This window comes from Bacillota bacterium, from assembly GCA_030019365.1.
GTDB lineage: Bacteria > Bacillota > Sulfobacillia > JACIYH01 > JACIYH01 > JACIYH01.
On record JASEFA010000002.1, the window covers coordinates 162969 to 184980 of the forward strand.

The following is a 22012-nucleotide window of genomic DNA, read 5'->3' on the forward strand; positions in this document are numbered from 1 at the left end:
CCCTCAAGAACGCTACAGGAACACTCAGGATTACCTTCTTACCCGGTTTCCGCGGTGACGCGGCGGACTACCTCTTTAAGTGCCTGCCTGCCCGGAAACGTTAGCTCATAGTACCGCTGCCCTTCTATGTCGTCGGCGATGAACCACTTGCTTTTCCCCATGTGGTAGCCGGCGAAATTCCCCCGGTCGTATAGGTTGTACTTCTTCAAGAGCCCAACCAGTTCATCCGCGCTAGAACGCGGCTTTCTGTTAATGACCTCGTTTGCCACCATGTACAGCCCACATAATTCCCGGACGGACTCCGTCTTGGTCCCGGCCTCCTTGTAACCATACAGGACAAAGCCCTCGGTGGTGAAGTGAAAGAGACGTCTGATCTCGTCAACCGTGCAGTCCAGGGCCTCCGCCAGCTTCTCCACCCGAGCGTCCGAAGAAGCATTTTCGTCTTGTATGGGTGCCTCTTGGATGGGTAAGCCGGAGGATGCACCCAGCTGGATGAGGGATTGAACGATGGCCGGTTGCAGTCGTTCACTGTAGTTCCTGGCCATCTTAACCGCCCGCTCTACAATCGCTTCAAGACTCTCCACTCTAGTACCTCCTTTTTTACTCCGGTGCACCAAGCTTCTCGCAAATCCACGTCGAAAGCGCCGCCGTGATCTCACCCAATCCCCGTGTGCCTATAGTCGGAAGGTAGACCTCAAACTGGTCAGCGACGAACTTCCTGACGTCCGACCGGAAAACCCGATTCCTGCCCTGCATACTCGCCCGGAGCACACCAATTTTGGTTAACAAGTGCAGGTTGTTCTTGTATAAGGTCGACTCACTGTAGCCGGTCCACGTGGACAATTGCGAGTAAGTGTACTGTGACGGGTACCGCGATACCAACAGGTGCAGAACGCTTCGCTGCACCCTGTTAAGAGCTAGCAAGCGCCTCTTAATTCGGTTAAGGTGGGAAGCCGCGTCCGCGGGGAGCTGGACAGGAGCCTCCCGCCCGAAGCCGACAGCGATGAAACCCGTTTGATCCAACCCCGCTCGACCTGCCTGACCCTCGTTGGTTTGCCGACCCCCCTCGGGGACCACCAACTCCACTCTCAGCCTACTGATCACTTCCAGTTCTGACTCAAGCTGCTCGATCCGTTTGTCGCGCTCAGCCAGTTGCATCCGCAATGCTTCGCACTGCTCCCTGAGACGGTGAGCCTCATCCTGGTCTGTTCGTTCAGCCGTCACCTGCTTTAACACCGTCAGTAACTCGGCATTGACCTTCCTCACCTTGGGCAGCCGCGCCGCTGCAAAAGAAGGAGTAAAACCAGCATGGAAAGTAGTTCGTGCCCTGACCTTGACAGTCTGGATCATGCCGGGAGCCACCGCGACACACTCTCCGACGGCAAGGGAGCCTATCACCGTCTCAGTTTTGTCTGCCGGCCACGGAATGATCTCCTTGTAGACCCTCATGTCGACCGGATGCACTACTTTGTGAAGAAAGAGAAGTTCGGCTTGGGTCAGCACATCCTTATCCACCTTCGCTGAGCGTTGGCTGACCACGAGTATGCCCAAACCCCGCTTCCGCCCGCGAAGGGCGATGCGCACGAGAATGTCCTTAAGGTCGGTGCGCAGACCCTGGGGCAGGAATTCGTGTGCTTCCTCAATCACGAGATGGAACGGACGACGTACTTCTACAGAAGTCTCCCACAGACCCTTCGCAAACCGGTAGAGGAGCTCGTACATCTCGTCTACACTGAAGCTACTCATGTCCAAGATGAGCGGGATACCACGAGTGAGAGCTTCCTGAGCAAGCACTGCGCCATGCCGAGGCGCAACCGCCAAATCAACAGCCCGGGATCCGCCTGCGGACAGCACCTCATAGCGCTCCTTGAGCCCCCAATACTCGCCATCTATGTCCGCGATCGCAAGGGGGTACCCGTTCATCAACAGCTCCTCCACAACGACTGCTGCCGTGTTGGTTTTCCCCGAGCCCCGTATACCCAGGACTGCTGCACACCGTCCGACCAGCATGTCTACGGGAAGGGTGAAGTCCTCACCAATGTTGATCTGCTGTTTCCCCGTCATTTCCTGTCGCCGCCGACCGACAAGCGCTCTTCCACAAAGGCCCGCCCCGTATCGGTGAGGTAGTACGCGCGTTTACCCTCGACGCCTTGGGCCGCCTCCGCAACGTATCCGCGACGTACCGCTTCCGAGAGTGCATCAGAAAGGTTCTTTGGAAGCTTCTGGCGAGCCTTCTCCAATCCGGACTTGATGGCGCCAACGACGAACGGCGCGTTGCCCTCAGACTGAAGCCAGTAGCCAACTACGATCACCTTTTCCCAAAAGGTCCCCGGGCGTACCCTGTTTACCAGTTCACCAATGGGAACCCGCGCGAGATCTCGCTCTGCTACTGGCCTGCCAACACTTCGGGCCGTCTGAGAGCGAAGCAACTCCTCCCAGACTAATGGCAGTGCCGCGGCCTGCACCTCAGGAGGAGCACCGGGCACCGCATGGACTACCACCTTCCATGCTTCTGCCAACAGTCCACTGAGATCGTTCATGACTGGACGTGCCTCCCTTCACTCTTCTCGGCTCAGACACCCCCTGATAACGCTCGCTGCTGCACTGAATCCTTTCTGCGTCAGAGCCCACTCCCCCCTTGCAAGCCTTTCGATGAGCTTCCTTTCCCACAAGCGCTTTAACACCCTGGACACGGTCCTAGGGCCACGCCGGCTTAATGAAGCAAGGATGTTTCCAGTCCGGGCCACATTGGGGTACCAACTATGCATGAGCACAAGGACTTCCTTGTCAGCGGGCAAATCCTCCAAGACGATTCGGTGCGTAGCCATATCTTGAATCAGATCTCGGACCGGTATGTTAACTTGTTCGACAAGACCATGGGCCTCTTCTAGGGGAAGGCCAGAAGCCACGCGGACGAGTTCGGAGAGAATCCACTGAGCGGCGGCGTATAGGAATCTCAGGTCGTATCGGTTCGGATCGACTGCTCCTTTGTGCACAATCCCTCGTTTGTTTCGCAGGGTGTACATGGCCCGGCCGATTCTGGCCGCGCACAGTCGCAGGCCTTCGTCCAAAGGGGTGGACCGCGACTCGAGGCCCTGAAGGTACTTGTCCACTTTCGGCTGAGATTCGAATGTGCCACTCTCCAAGTACTGCAAAACCTGCACCAGTGTTTCCACAAACTTCCCGGGCGCTGAACGACCAAGCGTGCCGGTGGCTACGTCCTGGGCCATCGTGGTGAAATTGTCCATGAGGTCACGGGCCAGACGCTCCGGGATGCGTCTCTGCAATGCCTCGACCAACCGTTCAGAATCCATTGGCGTATACCACCCGAGTTGCACTGCTAGGCGCGCAATTCGCCTGAGGCCCGCTCCAGCATCGCTTTCGCGAGTTCAATCGCCTGATTCGGCACCTTGTACCCATCGGCGTCCTTGTCCAGCAGCCTTTCGTCGTGCAGTCTCTTGAGAACCGGGCGCAAGGTACCACCTTTGATGCCAGTGTGCCGCTCAATCTGCTTCGGAAGTACCGCCTCCTTTTCAGTGAGGCCCAGAGCCCGAACTGCCTTGCGCGCCAACAGGTACGCCAGAACCTTGCCTGGGGCAGGCAGCCGATTCCAGGCAGGCGTAAAGCGAATGGTGCCCGTACCTTTCTCAACCAAGACGAAGGCTTTCAAAATGGTGGCCAGCAATTCGCGGTCGAGGGCCTCGGGATCCACCAACAAGTCCTGGAGACCCATGAAACTCACCTCCGACGCCAATGATACCCCAAGTCCGCGTCCATGTCAAGTATAGGCAGTTGGGAGCGCCGAGTGCGTTCTATGCCACGGTCGAGAACTGAGCAACTATCTAATGCATCACCAGGAAGTGGAACTCCGCCGCAAACGCGGCCAAGTAACAACCGACTGCCCTAGACTTAGACACATCCGACGATCCGGGATAAACGTTTCTATCTATAACTATCTCATACACTGAACGTAGAAGTGAAAACCGCTCACAGAATACCCCCGGGGCAGACGGCCAGGCGGCCTGACACAATATTCCTCTTATGAGTCGGCGCGTCAGAGATAGTAACGAGGACTGCGCAACCAAATCCTCCGTAAACAAAGGACACAGATAGACGCGCCAATCCAACCGCGTGCAGGGAAAGCTAACTAGTTCCCCCTGAAAAACGCCCCCCGCGGGTCGCCACCCAATCCCAACCTCCCTGATGAGAGGAGGCTGTCTTCCCCTGAACCACCCTGTCTCACGTGAGAGCCGCCATCTTGCTCAGGTTGTGGGCCAGGATTGCCCAGCCCGCCCAGGTTTCCGCCCCCGCACGACCCCGGGACCTGCTACGATCCAATCCGAACTTGCGCTTCAGAAGGCTGATCCTGCCCTCGCACCCTGCCCGCCACCTCGCCAGGCGTCTGAACCATGCCTGTCGCTCAAACACCTTGCGGGCGGCACTCTTGTTGCCTCTGTACGGGATGCACACGTGCTCGATCCCTCGCACCTCAAGCTCCCTTTCCTGGCGCCGGTTGGAGAAGCCACGGTCGGTGGCAAGTTCCTTGGCGGCCTCCCGAACTGCCGCTCATGGCGCTTGACCGCGGCAGGCAGCAGCTTTTCGTCCGGCGGGTTCCCCTGAGCGAGTTCGCACCCCGAGACGATGCCGTTTTCCACTTCCTGCAATGCCACCTTGTAACCGAACTCGGTGGGCTCCTTGAGCCTCCCCCGCCTGATCGGCCTCGCATCCGGATCAAAGACGCTGACCAGCCGGTCTGCGACGTGGCGGTTGCCTGCCACCACCTGCTTTGCTTGAGCCACAGCCCGTCCCAGGAGGGCGACACCGCGCTCGAGCCGGTCCACCAGACGCTCTACCCCCGCCGCGCATTGAACGCCGGCCTCGGACAGCTCAGCCTTGGCTTGCGAGAGAACCTTCCCAGCCTGGCGGGCCACCCTGCGCCCGATGACCGCAATCTTGGCCGTAACCTGGTCTACCTCCGCCCACGCGTAACCCGTCCTGCGCCGCAGCACCTTCGCGATCTCAAGCAGCCTCTTTTTGGCCGCGCGGGTGGAGCTGCGGAATCTGACGGTTGCCGCCACTCCGGAAGCCTAGCTCCTCGTGACCACCCTGGTCACCAGCTTGATCCCGTCCGCCAGCAGGCCGGCGTCGGTTGGGTAGCGGATGTTGGCCTGGACGAGGGTGGTATCCACCCTCAGCTTCCTGCCGCGAATCAGCTTCTCTTCCCGGGCCTTCTGAACGAGCAACTCGTTGAGTTCCCTGAGCGTCTCCGGCCCGCACCTCTTCACCAGCTTGATCCGGGTGGTGGGATGGGGAGGCAACTGGTTCAGGGGGATGCGGCAGAATCGCCGCCACATGACGCTGTCGGAGACCTCGCGCACCAGGGTCTCGTATCCCAGGCCGTGGCGGAACTTGAGGTACATGAGGCGGAGGAAGGTGTCCAGGGGGATGGTGGGACGGCCGATTCTCTTGCTGAATCGCCGGCGGTAGGGAGCAAGGAAGCGGTCGTCGTCGAGGATCTTGTCCACCCTGGCAAGTTCGGGGCTGAGTTGGGTCAACTCCGGGGGCAGTGCCGCATCCCACAGGGTGATTTGGGTTGGGTCTCGCGCAACATCCGGGTGCCACCTCGCAGGAGGAACAGCTTTCCGTATCGAAACAAGATACGGGGTTCCTCCTGTGGGTAGAGGGTTTGGTTTGCCAACTCAACCATTCTATCCCGCAGGCAGGGATCCCTCCTTTTACGGGCCGCAAACCCTACGGAATCATGGGTTTCTGCCATCCAGTACCCCAGACTTTTTCATGGGGAACTATATAGGTTACGGCCTCCGACCACGCCCTCAACACACCACCGTAGAGGGGGACCCGCTGCGAGCCCCCATCCTTCTTTATGGCCTCGACTTCCTCAGCCAGAGCGGTGACCATCTCTTTCGTGACCACTTCATACTGGTCATGAGCTTCCGGCGACCGCATGCCCCCGCCTCCCTTCGGCCCGCCAACGGACGCCGACCTCCTCACCTTACGGCACCGCTGACCCCCCACCCCTCCCTCGTCGACATGAGCAAGCGCAAGCGATCGTCTCTACCATAGAGCGCCAGGTGTCTTTCAGCATAGGCCATGACTGTTCCTTCATCGGCCGGATCGGCTGGTAGGCATGTCCGTCGCGACCGTACTCAGGTGCGTGGCCACCGTGTTGTGGCCCCCGCCATCACCGAGGCGGAGGCAGGCGCAGGCGCCCTAGCTGTAGAATCTGGCAGGGGGGTTGCACTGGTCCGGAACCTGCCAGGAGTTGCGTAGGTGGAGGGGGAAATGATGGCGGTGCCGGTCCCCGAAGATCTGAGGGAGCAGTTGGTGGCCGTGCATAACGAGCTGCGTTCTGAGGGGAAGGTGATCGGTGAGCAGGCGATCCGCGAGTATCAGGCAAGGTTTCGGGAGCGGTTTGGTCCCGAGGCGTTGGTGGCGCTCGATGGGAAAGATCTGCTGGACACCATGCACAATCACTCCACCCGCGACAGCCTGGTGTACTGGTTGGAGTTCAAGAACGACGACGAATTCCGTACCGACTGTTTCGGTGGCATCGGCGGGGGAAGTGCTCTTAACTACAAGATCTACCGCCGGAAGGAAACCGGCGAGTGGATCACGGGGAGCCCCCAACACCAGAAGCCCATCACGGTCGACGAAGCCATCCTCATTGCCCGCCGCCACAGGGATCAGTTGATCCAGGCGAGCCGTGCCCTGGCAGAGCTTCCGCCGGGCGCCTCAGACGAGCAATACCTGGCACTTCAGCACCGTCTCGCCGCGGTGGCTCCTGACGTGAGCGACACCGCCTGGGGGCACAAGTACCTGAGCCTCTTGTACCCGGACAAGCTCGACGACTTCCACAGTGAACTGTGGCAGAGGTTCTACCTGGTGAAGCTCTTACAGGAGCCCCCGCCCCATGGGGGACGCTATGTGGCTGCCGGGCGTTACGTGCGCCTGGCAACCCACTTCGGCTGGCCGATGACTGACCTGACCGCGGTGTTGAAAGGACAGTTCGGGAGTCCCCACCGCTACTGGGCGTTCAATCTCGGACCGCACGCGCCGCCGGGGGAGGTGATGCGAGACCGCCAGATCGTGGCGCTGGGCTTTCCTGCGCTCGGTGACCTGTCCTGGCTAACCCCGAGGCAAGAAAGTATCGCCAGCCTTGCGGGGAAGATCTCGGCTGCGTATCCGTCCCTGGCGCAGGAGGCGCTGACTCTGGCGAGGCAGATGAACTGGTTCGTGACCCGAGTTTCCGAGCGGGACATCGTTGTCGTGGTCCGCGGCCAGGACGTGCTCGGCATCGGCCGGGTGGCTGGTGGCTACATGTTCAGCGGGGAGACGGATTTCCCCCATCGCGTGCCCGTGGAGTGGCTTGCCGAAGGGGATGCCCTGCGGCAGGTGAATCTGAACGCCCTGGGATTGGCACCCATGGGCGAAACAGCCCTCCTCTCACGCATAGGTGACCACCGCGCAATTCTGCAGATCGAAAGGCTATCCCGGGTCCAGCCTCCGCCACCCCCTCCCGACGGGCTCAGGGACATTCCCAGGCGCATCCAGGACATCCTGGAACGCAAGGGGCAGGTGATCCTGTACGGGCCGCCGGGCACCGGCAAGACTTACTGGGCGGAATGGACCGCCCGCGAACTGGCGGCACGCCACGCCTTCGGTAAGCCCTTCGGTGATCTGGCCTCCGTTCAGAAGGAGGAAGTGGTGGGCTCGGCGGGAGAGGCGGGAGGCCTGGTGCGGATGTGCTGTTTCCACCCCGCCTTTGGCTACGAGGACTTCATCGAAGGCTACCGCCCTCAGAACATCGAGGGGCAGCTCAGCTTCACCTTGCAAGACGGCATCTTCAAGCGGCTCTGCCGGGATGCCGCCGCGCGGCCCGATCGCAGGTTCTACCTGGTCATCGACGAGATCAACCGCGGCGACATCCCGCGCATCTTCGGCGAGCTCCTCACCGTGCTCGAGAAATCGAGGCGCAGCCAGCCCATCCTGCTGCCGCTCTCGGGCGAGATCCTGCGCGTGCCTGAGAACGTGTACATCATCAGCACCATGAACACGGCGGACCGGTCAATCGCCCTCCTGGACACCGCCCTGCGCCGGCGCTTCGGGTTCATCGAACTCATGCCCGATCCCGGCGTCCTCGCGGATGCGGTAGTGGAGGGGATCCCCCTGGGTCGCTGGCTGGAGGCGCTCAACGAGCGCATCTGCGAGCACATCGGCCGCGACGCCCGCAACCTGCAAATCGGCCATTCCTACCTCCTGCACCGCGGGCGCCCTGTCACCACCTTCGAGCAACTGGTGCGCGTACTGAGGGACGACATCCTGCCGCTCCTGCAGGAGTACTGCTACGAGGACTATGCAACCCTGGAGAACATCCTGGGGAACCGCCTGGTGGACCTTCCCCGCCAGCGCTTCCGGGAGGAGCCTTTCGACCCCAACCGCAAGGAGGAGTTGCTGGAAGCCCTGCGTGCGATCGCTCCGGACATCATCACCTCGCCGGAGGCCATCCGGGCCGAAGCCGAAGCGGCCGAAGAGGACGAGAACTGAAGGCCCGGCAGGCGCGCGGGCGTCAGTGGGCCGTCAGGGGGGTAACCATGGACGGCGAGGGCCGGAACGGGGAGAGGGCGCGCGGGGGTGGCGGGGGTGGCCGCGGCGCCATTCGGCTGCACATGAGCGAATGGCAGACGGCTGCCCCTGATCCGCGTGATCCCCTCGGCAGCAGGCTGGTCGGCCTGAACCTGTCCGCTCACCCCGGTGCCCGCCGGCTGGCTGAAGAGTTGTCCCGGGAGGGGATACTGGAGGTCCTCGAGCTGGTCGACGGCCTGCGCATCCGTACCAGCTCTTACGTGGGTGTGCTGCGCCTGGGCCCCTTGCACATCAGCATCGAGCCCAAGATCCCGGGTCCGGCCCTGCTCTCCCTGCTCCGCTACGCCTACGGCCTGAGGCAGCTCAGGCTGGTGGGTGAGGTTGACATCACCGCAGGGCAACTGTCCTTCCCCGACCTCCTGCTGCACCAACTGGCCGCCGAGGCGGGGGAGCTCGTCGCCCGTGGCCTGCATCGCCGCTACATCCGCCGGCACGAGGTACTCCCGGCACCGCGGGGCCGCATCGACTTTGCGACCCTGGCGCGGCGGTACCCTGCCGACGCCGCCCTGCCCTGCTGGCACCATCCCCGCCTCGCCGACTGCCTGCCCAACCAGGTACTCCTGGCGGGCCTGCAGTTTGGGACGGCCATCACCGAGGACGTGGCCCTGCGCGGGAACCTGCGCCGGGTGGCCGCCTTGCTGGCGGACGACGTTGCCCCGGCGCGGCTCGACCGCCCCACCTTCCGCCGGCTTCACCTGCAAATGGACCGGCTTACCCGATCCTACCGGCCCGCCCTCACGCTGATTGAGATGCTGGTGGAGGGCCAGGGGCTGTCCGCCGACGGCGAGGCGCACCCGCTGCAACTCCCGGGATTCCTCTTCGACATGAACCGGTTCTTCCAGGCGCTCCTCACGCGCTTCCTGACTGAGAACCTGGAGGGATATACGGTACGCCCCGAATACCGGCTCACGGGAATGCTCGGCTACCATCCCGACTATAACCCCCGGGGCCGGACAGCCCATGCGCCCCGCCCCGACATGCTCGTCGTACCCGCCACTGCCGCTGCTGGCCCATCGGGTCCCGCCCCTGCACCGGCGGCGGTACTCGACGCCAAGTACCGCGACCTCTGGGAGAATCCCCCTCCGCGGGACATGCTCTACCAGCTGGCCATGTACGCCCTCAGCACGCCGGGCCGCTCCGCGGCCATCCTGTACCCGACCACCTGCCCCGTGGCCAGCGAGCAGCGCGTTGAGGTACGCGACCCCGCTTCCGGCTCCCGCCAGGCCCTGGTAGCCCTGCGCCCCGTCCACGTGGACTACCTCGCCGCACTCATAGACGCGCCAGCCGCCTCCTCGACCGCCCTCCGCCGCCAGCGCCGGCAGTACGCCCACTACCTCGCCTTCTCCCGCTCCCCCGCGCCATGAAGGCCCGCGCGTGCGCCGGCCGCCGGGGTGCGCGCCCGCACTCATCCTGCCGGACGGTGCGGAAAAGGGGCTGCTAGCCGAGCCCCCAGCAGGCAGTAACACCCACCACCGGGATACACCGGGATGGGCTTGACTTGCTTAACAGATTTGTATAGCCTGATGTGGAGGTGATGCCGCGTGACCTGGGACGAAATCGCAGACCGCGCCTCTGCCGTAGGGGTCCCCCCGGAACTCTTCTTCCGGGAAGAGCTGCAGAAGTGCGTCCTGGCCTGCCTCAGCGCACAGGAGTTCTTCACAAAAGCAGTCCTCCAGGGCGGCACCGCCCTCCGACTATTCTACGGCAACCCCCGGTTTTCCGAGGATCTGGACTTTGTACTCCGCGCACCGGATCACCCGACAACCCTTGAGGCACACGCGAACACCATCGGCGCATTCGTGCGGACCGCCTTTCCCTTCGTGCACGAGACCCGAATCACAACACAGAAACAGACGCCCGCGCTGGAACGAGTCATACTCCGCGTGCGCGGGCCCCACCCAGCACAAAACCTGCGCCTCAACCTGGAATTGGCGGCCGTGCCGTCATACTCCAACCTTCCAAAGACGCTGGCCTACCAGCCGCTCAACCCCACGGTGAGGGTGGAATCCCTGCCCGAGATCCTGGCCGACAAGGCAACCGCAATCATCTTCCGGCCCTATCTCAAAGGCAGAGACGTGTGGGACCTGCACTACCTCATCGAAGAACGGGGCCTCAGTATTGACTGGAGCACGGTGGCGCGGAAGGCAAACGACTACGGACACTCCGCGGCAAAGCTCCGCGCACTCACTGCGGCGGCTGCCGAAAAGCTTGCCCGCGAGGGCACCTCCGCCCTGGCATACGAAATGTCCCGATTCCTCAGCCCCGCGGCACTCCGACAGTACGCAGACACCTTTCCGGCAATGGCCGAGGCTGCGGCCCGCAGCTTCCAACAACCTGAACCAAGCCGGGGGAGGGAACTCGAGCTGTGAGAACAGCCGACTGGATGCGCCTGTTCAAGGAGCATCGCCGGAAGAAGCTATTCTCGCTCGCCGACCTTGTCCAGCTCACCGACGAGAAGAGGCCCTCCCTCCTGGTGCAGCTCTCCCGCCTGGAAAAGGCAGGACTCGTCGACCGGGTGGCCCGGGGGTGGTACGCAAACCCCTTCAATCCCCCCGCCCTCGACGAGATCGCCACCGCCATCAGATTCCCGTCGTACATCTCGCTCGAATACGCCCTGGCAAGGCACAGCGTGCTCAGCCAGTTCCCGTATACGGTCACGCTGGTCACCGCGCTGCCGCCAGCCGTGCACCAGGCACATCGCACCAGGTTCGAGTACAGCCACATTAGCAGGCGGCTCTTCTGGGGGTACCGCTACGAAGAAGGAGTCCCGGTGGCTGAACCGGAGAAGGCCCTGCTTGACCTCATCCACATCCGGCACGTCCGGACCCGCGAGCTGGACCCCACCCGCCTCGCCTCCCTGCTCGACGACATGTACCTCGACGAACTGAACCTGGACAAGCTGCAGCACTACGCCAAGCGCTTCGACGCCAGGACAAGGGATGCCCTCACCCAAGCAATGACGGCAACCGGTTGACGCTGCAACCGGGCTCCCTAGCGCGAGAGGCCCGCGATCAGCCACGCATCGCCGCGACCTACGAAGGAGACCGTGGCTCTTCCGCCACTCGGGGCCGCAGGAGCGCCAGACCGGCCGCCAGACGTCGCCACCGGGCGGCAGACGCCACGGGTAGAAAACGGGTATCGACTCATGCGGAGTGGCGGAGCACGGGCAACATAACGTCGAAATGCTTCGTCAACAACGCCCCCGCTGCCGCAGCAGCCGACTCCCTGGGGCCCCAGAGCGGATGCTCGGCCACGGCGGCGAGCACCTCTAGGACGTCCTCCGCGCGCTGGGGGAAGAGGGGCACCACCGCCCAGACCGCCACTTCGGCCCCTGCGGCGGCGCCCTGCGTGTGGAGCAGGCGGGCGGCCTCCAGAAGGTCGCCGAGTCGCTGCCCACGGCGACGTGCAGTTCTTCCAGGGCGCGCCTTCGGGCTTCCCGGGTGAGGCCTGAAGTCCCTCTCAGTGCATCTGGATGGGGTTGCGACTACCCGGGAGCCAGGTGGCAGGATCTCTCTACCCGATGGCGAATGCTTGTTTGTGCAGGGGGTGGGAATCGCGTTGTCTGAAGAAGTCAGGCACCTCATTACGGAGGCAAACCCTTCGCCGACCAACCTGGCTGATCGACTCCATTGTGCTCGCCGCATCTCAGCTCCTGTACCGCCCCAGAATTAAGTCAGATCGCGGTCCAAGGAAGGAGGGCACCCGAGTGGAGTTGGCTGAGCCCGAAGGGTTGCGCCTGGAGGAAACGCCAGCCGGGCGTTTTACCCGCTATGCAGGACGTGAGGCCCTGCTGCTCGAGACGGGGCTCGCGCGAATCCCCAACCGCACGTTCGGTGACGTGGAACTGTCTGTGGACCTTGCCTTTAGCACCCGGACTGGCTTTGGGGGCCTCGCCTTCAGGGGATCTGATCCCGGAAACTTCGAGCTGTGCTACGTAACACCCCTCGGCAGCGAGGAGGCAGTGCAGTACGATCCTGTGTTCAACGGCTCCAACACCTGGCAGGTATACTGCGGGGCTGACCACCTGACGGCGGCACATGTTCCCCGGGGCCGCTGGGTGACGCTGACGGTGTGCGCAGTGGGCAGCAGGGCCACCGTGTTCCTCGACGGGGTGGAGGTGATGAGGGTTCACGACCTCAAGCACCGGCGCGCAGAGGGTTTCGCAGGCGTGTGGTGTTACAAGCCCTGTTACTTCAGCCGCCTGACCGCCAGGCCGGTCAACTCAGGCACATCAGGAACCGAGCCTGTCCGCTACTGGGAGATTTCGCGGAAGTTCCCGGACGATGAGGAGATGTCCAAGGAGATCGAGCCGGGGCACTGGCAGCCGGTGGCGACGGAGGAGGACGGCTCGGTGTGCCTGAACCGGCTTCACCGCAAGGAGCCAGGGTGGGAGTCCGTTTACGCAAGGACGTTCATTGAGTGCGCAGACGATCGCTGCGTCGAGTTCGTGTTGGGGTTCAGCGACGCCTGCGTGGCGAGGGTAAACGGCAAAGTCGCGTTCAGGGGCAGTAACCTCTGGGGGGACACCGACACCGGCAGGCTCAGCTGGAAGCCCGCCCGGTTCCACGTGCGGATGCGGCGCGGTCACAACGAGGTTCTGCTGAAAGTTGCGGAACGGGATTTCTTCGGGTGGGGGTTCCGCCTGTCAGTACCGGACCCGAGCGGCGCGTTGAGAGTGAGGCACCACGAGATGTCGCTCGGAACGATGCTCGGAGACGCTCCGTAGGGGGAGCCAGGTCGGACCGGAGGGCGTAACATGTCGCGAGCTGGAATGCTCGCGGACCGGCTAGTGCGGCTGGGCACCGAGTTGGGAGTTGAGGGTATTGGAGCCGTTCCGATACGGTCTTTCCCGCTCCGAACGGGAGGAGGCCCCTCAGGGTGTCAAGGTTGTGGGTTCTGGGGAAATCAATTTGCAGGAAGGGCCGCCAGTTCCTGCTCGAGCTTTCCCACCCGCTCCTTGAGCTGGTTGACGTCGTTCTGCATGGCCGAACCGGTGCAACCCGCGCCGGCGAGCAGCAGGACGAGCATAAGCAGCGCTACCGGGGCCGCAAGTACTGCCCGCATCCGTTGCAGGGGCACCACCCCCTCGCTGTTATTCTATACCGGGAGCGTCTCGCCTCTCCGGGTTACCGCCCCCCCTGGTCACCACGGCGTGGTCGGAGGGAGCACCACGTGATACAATGCGAGGGCATGGGCGAGGGCAGGTAACTCAAGCTGGATTTTTCCGTAGCTGCGCCAGTCTAGCCCTCCATCATCTCGATGGCTCCGGCCTCGACGAAACCCGCAGTGCCGTCGGAGAGACGCACGTGGGCGAACCCGTCTTCTTCGCGGACGACCTCGACCACTTCGCCGGCGGGGACCTCCCTTATGACGCGGGCGCCCGGCATGGGGAACTCCCGCACGATAATGCGCACGCGTATGCGCGCACGCAGGCGGCGCACCGGGCAGGGTCCGCCGATCTCTCCCAGGACCCACCGGAGGGCGGTAATCTGCGATTGTTGCAGGGTGCGCACGCGCTCCAGACACGCCCGCTGGGAGAGGGTGGGGGCCCGGCGCACGAGGTCGTCATAATCCTCCGCCAAGTCCTGCTCGATGCGCAGCACGCGCCGCACCGCATCGGTGAACGCGGTTGACATTTGGCATTATCACCTCGTCCCCATCCTATGCCGGGCACCCGCCGGACGTCCCGTCGTGGGGCTCCCGCACACCCGGTAACATAAGTCAACGCCCGAGGGAGTGACGGTGGGCCACGCACCGGTGTATTCCCCCTCGTACCGGGAGCACACCCACGGTGGGGTGCAGCCGCGCGGTCCCGTGCGGCGGGGTCGGGCCGGAACCCTAGCGCGAGAAACCCGCGATAGGCCACGCATTGCCGCGGCCTACGAAGGAGATGGTGACACCGGCGGCCGGCCCGTCGAGGATGGTCAGAGGGCCCGCCGTCTCCGCGGCCGGATCCGGGAAGCTGAGCATCCAGCGCTGGCCCAACGGAAGCTGCAGCAGCCCCAGCCGGCGCCCCTCATCTACCAGAACCGCATCCGCCACCAGTTCCCGCGCCCGCGCCTCCGTCCCCGTGCTGAGGGCCGCCACGAACTCCACCAGGGTGGCGTAGGCGCGCGCGTCTCCCGCCCTCACCTGGGCCAGCGCCAGGCAGTACCACTGTGGCCCGCACGTCGGGGTGCTCGCGGGTCCTCTGCGCGTAAAAGTCCACCACTACGGGGTAGTAGGTGCAATAGGTGTCCGGGGCGGGCGCGAACCGTCCCTCGTACCACCGGTATACCTCCATCGAAAAGGCATCGCCCGCATCCTTGGTCCACACCGCCAATTCGCAGCACCCATCCCGATCATAGGTGCGATCGAAGTCGACCACGTTCAGGCGGTGATATCCCTGCTGCGTAGTAAGGGGAAAGATCCAGGACGGCGGCGGGCACTTTCTCCCCCAGGTCCCCCTGTACTGCAAGCGTGACCGTCAAGCTCTGCACGCCAGCTACGGGGGCTTCCCATGACCGATCGCCCACACGGACGCGGGCTGGAGTGTCATCCAGCACCGTGAGTTCAAGAGGAGCGTTGAAGCTGTACAGGTAGCGGCCCGCGACCGTACCCTCGCGAACACCTCCGCAGAGCGGAACCTGCTGCGACCCGCCGTCCCCCTTGACGGCCTCGATCTCTTCGGCGAGGGCGACGATCATCTCTCTCGTTGTCACTTCATATTCTTGCTCATCGTACGGGGCTGACGCCGCCCGCCCCTGCCCGGGTGGGGGCCCCGACCGCTGCGAGGGAGCCCCCTCCGGGCCCCATCACCTGACCGCATGCGGCGCAGTTTTTTGAGACGCACCGTGCAGAGCGCGGGTCAACAACCTGCGCTCTGCCCTTGACGCCCACTCCCCCCTACGTGCCAAGTCCCATGCGGGCGGCGAACTCTTTCTCGGAGATCTCCAGTCGGCTCGTGGGCACCAGTACGGAATCGGCCAGTTCGCGTTTCTCCCTGAGCAGTTCGTCCAGGATCACGTCCGCCGTTTTGAACTGGGGATGGGTCAAGATGGGGTAGTGGACGTGCACCGCCCGCGACTGACCAATCCGGTGCACGCGCGCGGTCGCCTGGCTCTCCACGGCCGGGTTCCACCAGCGCACGTAGTGGATCACGTGGTTCGCGCCCGTAATGTTGAGGCCCACCCCGCCCGCCTTGGGCGAGATTATCATGGCCCCGAAGTCCGGCTGCCGGTTGAAGCGCTCAACCATGTCCAGCCGGTTTTGAGTCTCTCCGTTCAGGATGAAGCATTCCGGGAGTTTGTACCGCCACATGAACACCCGCTTCAAAATGCGCTGCATGTTTCGGAGGTGGCAAAAGACCACCACCTTTTCTCCCTGAGCGGCCACCTCATCCATGAGGCGCAAGGTGAGCTGGAGTTTGCTGGAGCGACGAACCGTTTGGCCGGGGTCTAAAGGCAGGCTTCCATTGGCCGGCAGGTCGGGATGGGCACAGATATCGAGAAGGCGCCTTATGGCCACCAGTGGTTCCATCTCCCTCGCCCGGACCCTGGCGAGAACGTCCAGGTACAGTTCGGTCTCCAGGTCGGTCATCTCGGCCGTCCACTCGTGCTCGCTGATTGCCGGTAAGTTCTCGAGCACCTCTTTCTTGGTCCGGCGGAGGTAGATGGGAATCAGCCTCTCAAACAGGCGCGACTCCACGGCCCCCTTCTCCGCCGGGGCAGCCCTGGCCAGGGGAAGCTCGAACTCAGACCGGAACTCCCGGTAGCTGCCCAGCAGCCCTGGCTGCACGAAATCCCCTATACACCACAACTCGCTCAGGCTGTTTTCCACCGGGGTCCCGGTCAGGCCCAGGCGAATGGTGGCCTTGAGTGCTTTAGCGACCTGCGTTGCCATGGCGGTGTAGTTCTTGATCTTCTGGGCTTCGTCGCAGACCACCACCCGCCAGTCGGCCTGACCCAGCAACAACTGGTCTCTCACCAGGGTCTCGTAGCTTGTGAAAACCAGGTCGGCCCTGCTGATGGAATCGAGATCCTTCAACCGATTGGGCCCCAGGTGTTTGTAGCAAATCACCGGGGGGAGGCAACGCTCCAACTCCGCCACCCAGTTGTCGATGATGGCCAGCGGTGCCACCACTAGGGAGGGCCTGAGTTGCCCCCGCTCGTGGAGGTGGCACAGAAAGGCCAGTGTCTGAATGGTTTTCCCCAGACCCATCTCGTCGGCCAGCAGACACCCCAGCTTGCGCAGGCGCTGCCGCCTCATCCAGGCGTATCCGGCCCGCTGGAACGGTCGTAACTCCAGCTTAAATGCTGCGGGGACAGCATCACCGGCTTCGACCTCAGTCTCCAGCTTTGCCTTCTCCTCAACCAGAGTTGGGCTGTACTCCAGGTCGACGACGTTCTCGAAGATCTCCAGGACGTACGGGAGGCGGGTAACGTCGACACGGCTTGCAGGGGCCAGGCGTCTGAGCTTGTCGTCGCCCGCCAGGAAGGTTTGCATCGAGGCCGGTAAGTGTATCCACTTGCCGTTCCACTCCACATACTCCTGACCCGACTGCAGCGCTTTCTCGGCTATGTCGCGAAACTCGCTCATGGGTATGTCGATATCCTCACCCAGGTCCGACACATCCCTGAGCCTGACACCCGTATGCACGTCAAACCAGCCCCTGCCGCTGGGGTTGGCCGAAATGAAGGGCTGGGCCCGGTAAACGCGGAGCGCCAATCCCTTGACCCGATCGCTGAAATCGGTCAGGTCAAGATCGAGATCCTCGGGGAGGAAGGCAGCCGGGTTCTGGACGAACCTGGCCGCCTCAGGTCCCCGCAGGACCCGGTTTCTGCGCACAGCCCGCAGCTGGTCCACCACCTTGTCTCCCACGAAGACTCGGATGCGCCTCCGGCCATCGCGCGAGATACACGTGCCATACTTCCTGCCCGGGGGAAGCACGGTGTCCAGTTGCTGGTTTACTTCTGGCGGCACACCCCGCAGGACGGGCCTGAGCCCAATCGTGCCGGGTGCCGGGCTGCTCACGTCCGCGCTCACCTTATCGGGGAAGAGGTACTCTTCCCGTTCTAGATAGGGGTCGAGCCTGGCCCCTGCTTGCAGAGCCCTGGTCCGTACCCTGGCAACGTACTCGACCTGCCTCGCCATGTGTCCCGCCCATGCGACCGGCCTATCCGCGAGCGCTTCCAGCAGGACCAACACCTCGGGGGGTAGCAGCACGGCAACCTCGCCCCGCACCATCACGCATCCCCGGCGTTCCCACGATGCGTCGAGGTAGCCGTGTTCCGGGTGGCGCAGGACGCACTGGATCTGGAAATGAGGCTGGCCTACCGCCCCCACCGAGCGCAGGGATACGTCCACACCCGCGCGTTCGGGAAGTCCCAGGCCGCGGCGCACCTCCGGGTCGAGGCCATAGAGCTTATCGTACGAGAGGATGTAGGCCCCCTCGCGGTCGGCCAGCTCGCCGCTCATCCACAGGTCTTCCAGGCATTCAAGCTGGGTAATGCAGCTTTGCCGGAGCAGGTCACGCAGAGACATGTAGGGTCCGAAGTTGATCGGAAAACAGAGGGTGACACGGTCGGTCCCCTTGGTCACGTGAATGGCGAACGCGACTCCATCCTGCTTGTAAGACCTCTGTATCCCCAGGGCATCTCGCGTCGATCCCAATCTGAGCATTCAGCGCCCGCCCCCGTCTCAGAGGATTTGCTCGAGCGTCTCATCGGCTACCAGTTCCCACCATCCGCGGTGTTCAATCCTGTCCACGCACCGCTCGCGGTACTTGAGGTCCTGTGGTCTCCACAGGGTGCGCCAGCGGAGGTGGTCCTGGTAAATCGCCTTCCACACCTCGTGGGTGTACAGGTAGGCGGCGTTGCCCGGTTGCCCGAATTCCACCGCGACCCCGCGCGCAAAGAACATCACCAGGATGGGAGGGTCATCACGGCGGATTACATCCCGAATCCTGTCGGCCTGTCGCATCCAGTACCGCCAACGGGCCGGATCTCCCGCAATCTCATCGAAGAAGAGCCTGAGTTCCGACTCAACGAGCCAGCGCTGGAACTTCCTCCTGGCCCCCTCATCGATCCCCTCCCAGCGCCGGTTGTGGGGGTCACCCGGCTTCCCCAGTCTGCTGACAATCAGTGTGGTGACGTCCTCCTGAAAGAACGTGGGCTCCATCTCGAGCAAGTACCGCTCCGTAAACCGCCTGAAGGGCGGCATCTGAAGCGACCGCGCGTAGGAAGCCAGGACCGCACCGCCCTCCCGCAAGAAGTGCTTCTTGGTCGAACGCAGCACGTAGTGCTGGAGCACCTCAGCGGCAAGGGGACACTCCCGTTCCACACCCATGTTCCCGACCAGGTCGGGGAACAACAGGTCGTCCGCCGATAGCAGGTAGGAGGCCATTGCTCCCGCCGGGTCGTCCGTTCGAACGCTCTTCTCCAGAAGGGCCCGGTACCGGTCCGGTAGCTCAGGGCCCGCGCGCTGGGCCAGCGCCTCAGCCAGTAACATGCGGCACCCGGGGTGTCGTGGGTGACCCTTGAACATCGGCCAGGCATGACCGAGCAGACACCGCTGGCGCCGCCAGATGATGACCTTCGCCACCTTCACGGCCACCTCGGCTTCGGGCACCTCCGGCACGGCAAAGAAGAGGGCGGTGATTTCGGGGGCGCTGAGCGACAGTGCGATCTCCCGGAGGGCTTCGTCGGAAGGGGTGCGCGCAATGGTCTCCAACAGCGATTTCACGTCCACGGATGCGGACTTGTGCCGCCGACGCTCCAATACCGCTGCGGGGCTGTACCGCCGGGATATCTCCTCCACCGCGGCCTCCAGCTTGGCCGGACGGTAAACGAAACGCCACCGCCGCGCGTCAGGCCACAACATGTTACTGCCCGTCCTCGCCCAGCAAAGCCTTGAGTTCCTTGATGAACTCGTCCTCCTTGAGCCGGAAGTGGAACTCCACCCGCCGCAACTTCTGTGGGTCGTCCTCTCCCGGAACCGGGCGTGTGTACGAGCGGCCGTTGGCCGTTATGTACTCCTGAAGCTTCTGCCGACCGGGGAAGTCGGGGAAATCCTCACTGAAAATGGCCCGGACCACTGCATAGGCACGGCGCTGGGATAAGTCAAGGTTGTACAGATACGATCCTCGCCGGTCAGTATGACCCTCCACGATCACCTGAGCCAAGTACCCCTCGTACTCGGGCTTCAGGATGGTTCTTACGTACTTGGGTACGAAGTCCTCGAGGTGAGCCATGCCCTCGGGGGAAATCACATCACTGTCGAAGGCAAAGAAGACGCCGGCCGGGAATGTCACAGCACCGGTGCCCGGGTCGATTTTCATCTTCAGCTTGCTGTCCTTGAATTCCTCGCTCAAATCGCGGATGAGTTGCGCCCGCACCCCCAGAACACGCTCGATGCCTTTCTGCTTTTCCACGACATAGTCGAGCATTACCAGGGTTAGCAGCAGCACGAACATCAGGATGAGGGCAGCCATCACGTCCGAGTATGACATCCAGTAATCGGCCTTTTCGCTCTCCTTCAACGCCCCCAGCTTTACCCTGGCCGAGGCCCTCATCTGGTGCCCTCCTCCCGCAGCCCGACGACAGCGATGGCCTGCGCAACCGTGCGCTCAAACTGGGTGAGCCCACCTGACATCTCTACGACCGATTTCTGCAAGCCGGTCAGGGCCCCTGAGATGTCTGTCACCAGTCGGCGGAACTGCCCCAACTGACCAGAGATCTGCTCTACGGTCTCGTTCATCTGGCCGAGGGAGCCGGCGAGGTGGGCGGTGGCTCGGGCCAGGTTGTCATCAAAGCTTTCGAATGTACGCGTCAAACCCGCATGCAAGTTGCTGGCGAACGCCTCTGCACTATGCTCCAGGCTACCGTTCAGGGTGGCAAGCTTCTCGTGGGTTTCTTCCCACACCTTGGCCAACTGAATAACTCTGGGCTGCATGTCCGTCGACAACCGTGACCAGGTATCGTTCAAGCTGGTCTGGATACCCGCCATGCTCGCAAGATGCTCGCTAAGCTGCACGTGAAACCCCTGGGCCTGCTCGGCGGCTTCCCGCATTCCCCGCATGGCAGATTCAAGCGATCCGTGAAAGTGACGGAATTCCTCCGTGTAGGCGCCCAAAACGGACAGCATGTCGCCCACCTTGCCACCTACGCTCTCGTTCAGAATGGCGAACTCCTCCATGCGCTGGGCGAATACCGAGGCGTCCGCCGTAAGCTTCGTACTGGCGTCCATGAGTTCACGCACCAGCAATGCCAGGTTATCGAACTGGTCCCGCACCTTCCCATCCAGAGCATGCAAGAACTCGGTCGCCATCTGCTGCACGCCTTCGACCTGTTTCGCCGTTCCCGCCCGGGCAAACTCCTCGACGGCTGCCGCAGTTGCGCGTACGTGGGGCGCGAGAGAGGTCTCCACCGCCTCGCGGAAGACCGACGCGATTCCGGGCAACGTTTCTGCCAGGGACTTCGTGCTCTTCTCCAGCTCCGGAACCAAAGTTTCCTGAACCGCGGTGCTGAAGCCTTCCACCAGTTTCGGTAGCAAAGAATCGCTCAGGAAGGTCTTGATCGTGCTGGCGTGCTCCTGCTGGGCCTGCAGCATCTGCTGCAGGAGTTCCGGCTCCGCCGGCGCCGGAAGCAGCCTCAGGAGGCGGTCATGGAGCTGGTCTACCTCCGCCATGGCCTTTCCCAGGAAGCTACGATCCGCCCCCAGCCATACAATGGAGCAAGAGATCGCTGCCACGGAGGTATGGAAGGCCACATTCATCCCGCCCAGCAGTGTGTTTATGCTGGTCCGGATATGTTCTACATCCGCTACCGCCAGACCGCGCAGTCCTACCGATAGCCCCACGAACGTGCCCAGAATCCCAAATGCCGTCAGCATTCCGGGGATCGCCTCGGCCAGCCTCCTCCGACCCATCCTCTCTATCAGGAAGGTCGCGGGGAAAAAGCCGGTGACGTCGGGATAGCGACTGTCAGTCCACTGAAGGAGCGGGTCGTTCCGCGCCTGGCGATACGACGCCCAGCACGTGGCCAGGTTTCCCTGGTCGCTCGCGAAGTACTGATCGAGGGCTTCCGCATTGGCGGGCGAGCGAGGGGCCAAATCTTTGGTGTGGTCGAGAAAGGCCTTGATCTGCCGCCTCAGCCGCCATAGCGGGTTCCAGAAACAGAGCGCTGCAACCCCGGCCCCGCCCAGTGTGACGTATACCCAGATGGACGTAACCTTGCTTAGCCCAACCGACTGAAGCAGGCGGAAGAACCAATCCATGAGGCCCACGCGCTTCCACCTCCGCGGAAGGTTCCTACGGGAGATAAACAATGTCATAGTGTTCGTACGACGCGCAACATTCGTCTTCCTGGTC

19 protein-coding genes and 1 pseudogene are annotated in these 22012 nt (G+C 63.0%); 5 read left to right on the forward strand and 15 right to left on the reverse strand.

The window, feature by feature from the left end:
• Window positions 1–38: 38 nt before the first annotated feature.
• The 7 genes and pseudogenes from QME70_04090 to QME70_04120 all read right to left on the reverse strand — a co-directional run bounded on the left by QME70_04090 (window position 39) and on the right by QME70_04120 (window position 5967).
• The gene (locus tag QME70_04090) at window positions 39–584 is read right to left on the reverse strand and encodes a hypothetical protein (protein MDI6893785.1); all 546 of its coding nucleotides are present in this window, start codon (window positions 582–584) and stop codon (window positions 39–41) included.
• Between the two features lie 16 nt (window positions 585–600).
• Entirely contained in the window at window positions 601–2064 is a 1464-nt protein-coding gene (locus QME70_04095; protein MDI6893786.1) for a DUF87 domain-containing protein, read from the reverse strand.
• Window positions 2061–2540, reverse strand: coding sequence for a hypothetical protein (locus QME70_04100; GenBank protein ID MDI6893787.1), 480 nt, complete (start codon window positions 2538–2540; stop codon window positions 2061–2063). Before QME70_04100 ends, QME70_04095 begins: the two co-directional genes overlap by 4 nt.
• 18 nt (window positions 2541–2558) lie before the next feature.
• On the reverse strand, window positions 2559–3314 hold the full coding sequence (locus QME70_04105; protein ID MDI6893788.1) for a hypothetical protein: 756 nt from the start codon (window positions 3312–3314) through the stop codon (window positions 2559–2561).
• A 26-nt stretch (window positions 3315–3340) separates the two neighbouring features.
• Window positions 3341–3733 (reverse strand): hypothetical protein, encoded by a 393-nt coding sequence (locus tag QME70_04110; GenBank protein MDI6893789.1) that lies wholly within the window; start codon window positions 3731–3733, stop codon window positions 3341–3343.
• Window positions 3734–4239: 506 nt separating this feature from the next.
• Window positions 4240–5648, reverse strand: a pseudogene (locus tag QME70_04115) (ISNCY family transposase).
• Between the two features lie 103 nt (window positions 5649–5751).
• Window positions 5752–5967: a hypothetical protein gene (locus QME70_04120; GenBank protein ID MDI6893790.1), complete on the reverse strand. Its 216-nt coding sequence runs from the start codon at window positions 5965–5967 to the stop codon at window positions 5752–5754.
• A gap of 339 nt (window positions 5968–6306) precedes the next feature.
• Here QME70_04120 and QME70_04125 point away from each other — a divergent pair, with 339 nt between their 5' ends.
• The 5 genes from QME70_04125 to QME70_04145 all read left to right on the forward strand — a co-directional run bounded on the left by QME70_04125 (window position 6307) and on the right by QME70_04145 (window position 13390).
• Window positions 6307–8565: an AAA family ATPase gene (locus QME70_04125; protein MDI6893791.1), complete on the forward strand. Its 2259-nt coding sequence runs from the start codon at window positions 6307–6309 to the stop codon at window positions 8563–8565.
• Window positions 8566–8612: 47 nt separating this feature from the next.
• On the forward strand, window positions 8613–10028 hold the full coding sequence (locus tag QME70_04130; protein ID MDI6893792.1) for a hypothetical protein: 1416 nt from the start codon (window positions 8613–8615) through the stop codon (window positions 10026–10028).
• Window positions 10029–10205: 177 nt separating this feature from the next.
• Window positions 10206–11033 (forward strand): nucleotidyl transferase AbiEii/AbiGii toxin family protein, encoded by an 828-nt coding sequence (locus QME70_04135; protein MDI6893793.1) that lies wholly within the window; start codon window positions 10206–10208, stop codon window positions 11031–11033.
• Window positions 11030–11638, forward strand: coding sequence for a hypothetical protein (locus tag QME70_04140; GenBank protein MDI6893794.1), 609 nt, complete (start codon window positions 11030–11032; stop codon window positions 11636–11638). Before QME70_04135 ends, QME70_04140 begins: the two co-directional genes overlap by 4 nt.
• A 732-nt stretch (window positions 11639–12370) precedes the next feature.
• The gene (locus QME70_04145; protein ID MDI6893795.1) at window positions 12371–13390 is read left to right on the forward strand and encodes a DUF1080 domain-containing protein; all 1020 of its coding nucleotides are present in this window, start codon (window positions 12371–12373) and stop codon (window positions 13388–13390) included.
• Window positions 13391–13569: 179 nt separating this feature from the next.
• Here the strand turns inward: QME70_04145 and QME70_04150 are convergent, their stop codons facing one another.
• From QME70_04150 to QME70_04185, 8 genes are all read right to left on the reverse strand, one after another.
• Window positions 13570–13728, reverse strand: coding sequence for a hypothetical protein (locus tag QME70_04150; protein MDI6893796.1), 159 nt, complete (start codon window positions 13726–13728; stop codon window positions 13570–13572).
• A gap of 176 nt (window positions 13729–13904) precedes the next feature.
• Entirely contained in the window at window positions 13905–14300 is a 396-nt protein-coding gene (locus QME70_04155; protein ID MDI6893797.1) for an SH3 domain-containing protein, read from the reverse strand.
• Window positions 14301–14502: 202 nt separating this feature from the next.
• Entirely contained in the window at window positions 14503–14796 is a 294-nt protein-coding gene (locus QME70_04160) for a hypothetical protein (protein MDI6893798.1), read from the reverse strand.
• Window positions 14797–15005: 209 nt separating this feature from the next.
• Window positions 15006–15365: a hypothetical protein gene (locus tag QME70_04165; GenBank protein MDI6893799.1), complete on the reverse strand. Its 360-nt coding sequence runs from the start codon at window positions 15363–15365 to the stop codon at window positions 15006–15008.
• A gap of 184 nt (window positions 15366–15549) precedes the next feature.
• Complete coding sequence (locus tag QME70_04170; GenBank protein MDI6893800.1) at window positions 15550–18324, reverse strand: DEAD/DEAH box helicase; 2775 nt, start codon at window positions 18322–18324, stop codon at window positions 15550–15552.
• An 18-nt stretch (window positions 18325–18342) separates the two neighbouring features.
• Window positions 18343–19524 carry an EH signature domain-containing protein gene (locus QME70_04175; GenBank protein ID MDI6893801.1) on the reverse strand — a complete coding sequence of 394 codons (1182 nt, stop codon included), beginning with the start codon at window positions 19522–19524 and terminating at the stop codon, window positions 18343–18345.
• A gap of 1 nt (window position 19525) precedes the next feature.
• Entirely contained in the window at window positions 19526–20215 is a 690-nt protein-coding gene (locus QME70_04180; protein MDI6893802.1) for an OmpA family protein, read from the reverse strand.
• Complete coding sequence (locus QME70_04185; protein MDI6893803.1) at window positions 20212–21927, reverse strand: hypothetical protein; 1716 nt, start codon at window positions 21925–21927, stop codon at window positions 20212–20214. The genes QME70_04180 and QME70_04185 overlap by 4 nt, the downstream gene beginning before the upstream one ends.
• Window positions 21928–22012 lie beyond the last annotated feature (85 nt).

Coding starts and splice junctions, on each gene's coding strand:
- QME70_04175 (MDI6893801.1), bottom strand. CDS start 19,524: ATGTTGTGGCCTGACGCGCGGCGGTGGCGTTTCGTTTACCGTCCGGCC.
- QME70_04180 (MDI6893802.1), bottom strand. CDS start 20,215: ATGAGGGCCTCGGCCAGGGTAAAGCTGGGGGCGTTGAAGGAGAGCGAA.
- QME70_04095 (MDI6893786.1), bottom strand. CDS start 2,064: ATGACGGGGAAACAGCAGATCAACATTGGTGAGGACTTCACCCTTCCC.
- QME70_04110 (MDI6893789.1), bottom strand. CDS start 3,733: ATGGGTCTCCAGGACTTGTTGGTGGATCCCGAGGCCCTCGACCGCGAA.
- QME70_04105 (MDI6893788.1), bottom strand. CDS start 3,314: ATGGATTCTGAACGGTTGGTCGAGGCATTGCAGAGACGCATCCCGGAG.
- QME70_04155 (MDI6893797.1), bottom strand. CDS start 14,300: ATGTCAACCGCGTTCACCGATGCGGTGCGGCGCGTGCTGCGCATCGAG.
- QME70_04125 (MDI6893791.1), top strand. CDS start 6,307: ATGGCGGTGCCGGTCCCCGAAGATCTGAGGGAGCAGTTGGTGGCCGTG.
- QME70_04100 (MDI6893787.1), bottom strand. CDS start 2,540: ATGAACGATCTCAGTGGACTGTTGGCAGAAGCATGGAAGGTGGTAGTC.
- QME70_04120 (MDI6893790.1), bottom strand. CDS start 5,967: ATGCGGTCGCCGGAAGCTCATGACCAGTATGAAGTGGTCACGAAAGAG.
- QME70_04130 (MDI6893792.1), top strand. CDS start 8,613: ATGGACGGCGAGGGCCGGAACGGGGAGAGGGCGCGCGGGGGTGGCGGG.
- QME70_04150 (MDI6893796.1), bottom strand. CDS start 13,728: ATGCGGGCAGTACTTGCGGCCCCGGTAGCGCTGCTTATGCTCGTCCTG.
- QME70_04170 (MDI6893800.1), bottom strand. CDS start 18,324: ATGCTCAGATTGGGATCGACGCGAGATGCCCTGGGGATACAGAGGTCT.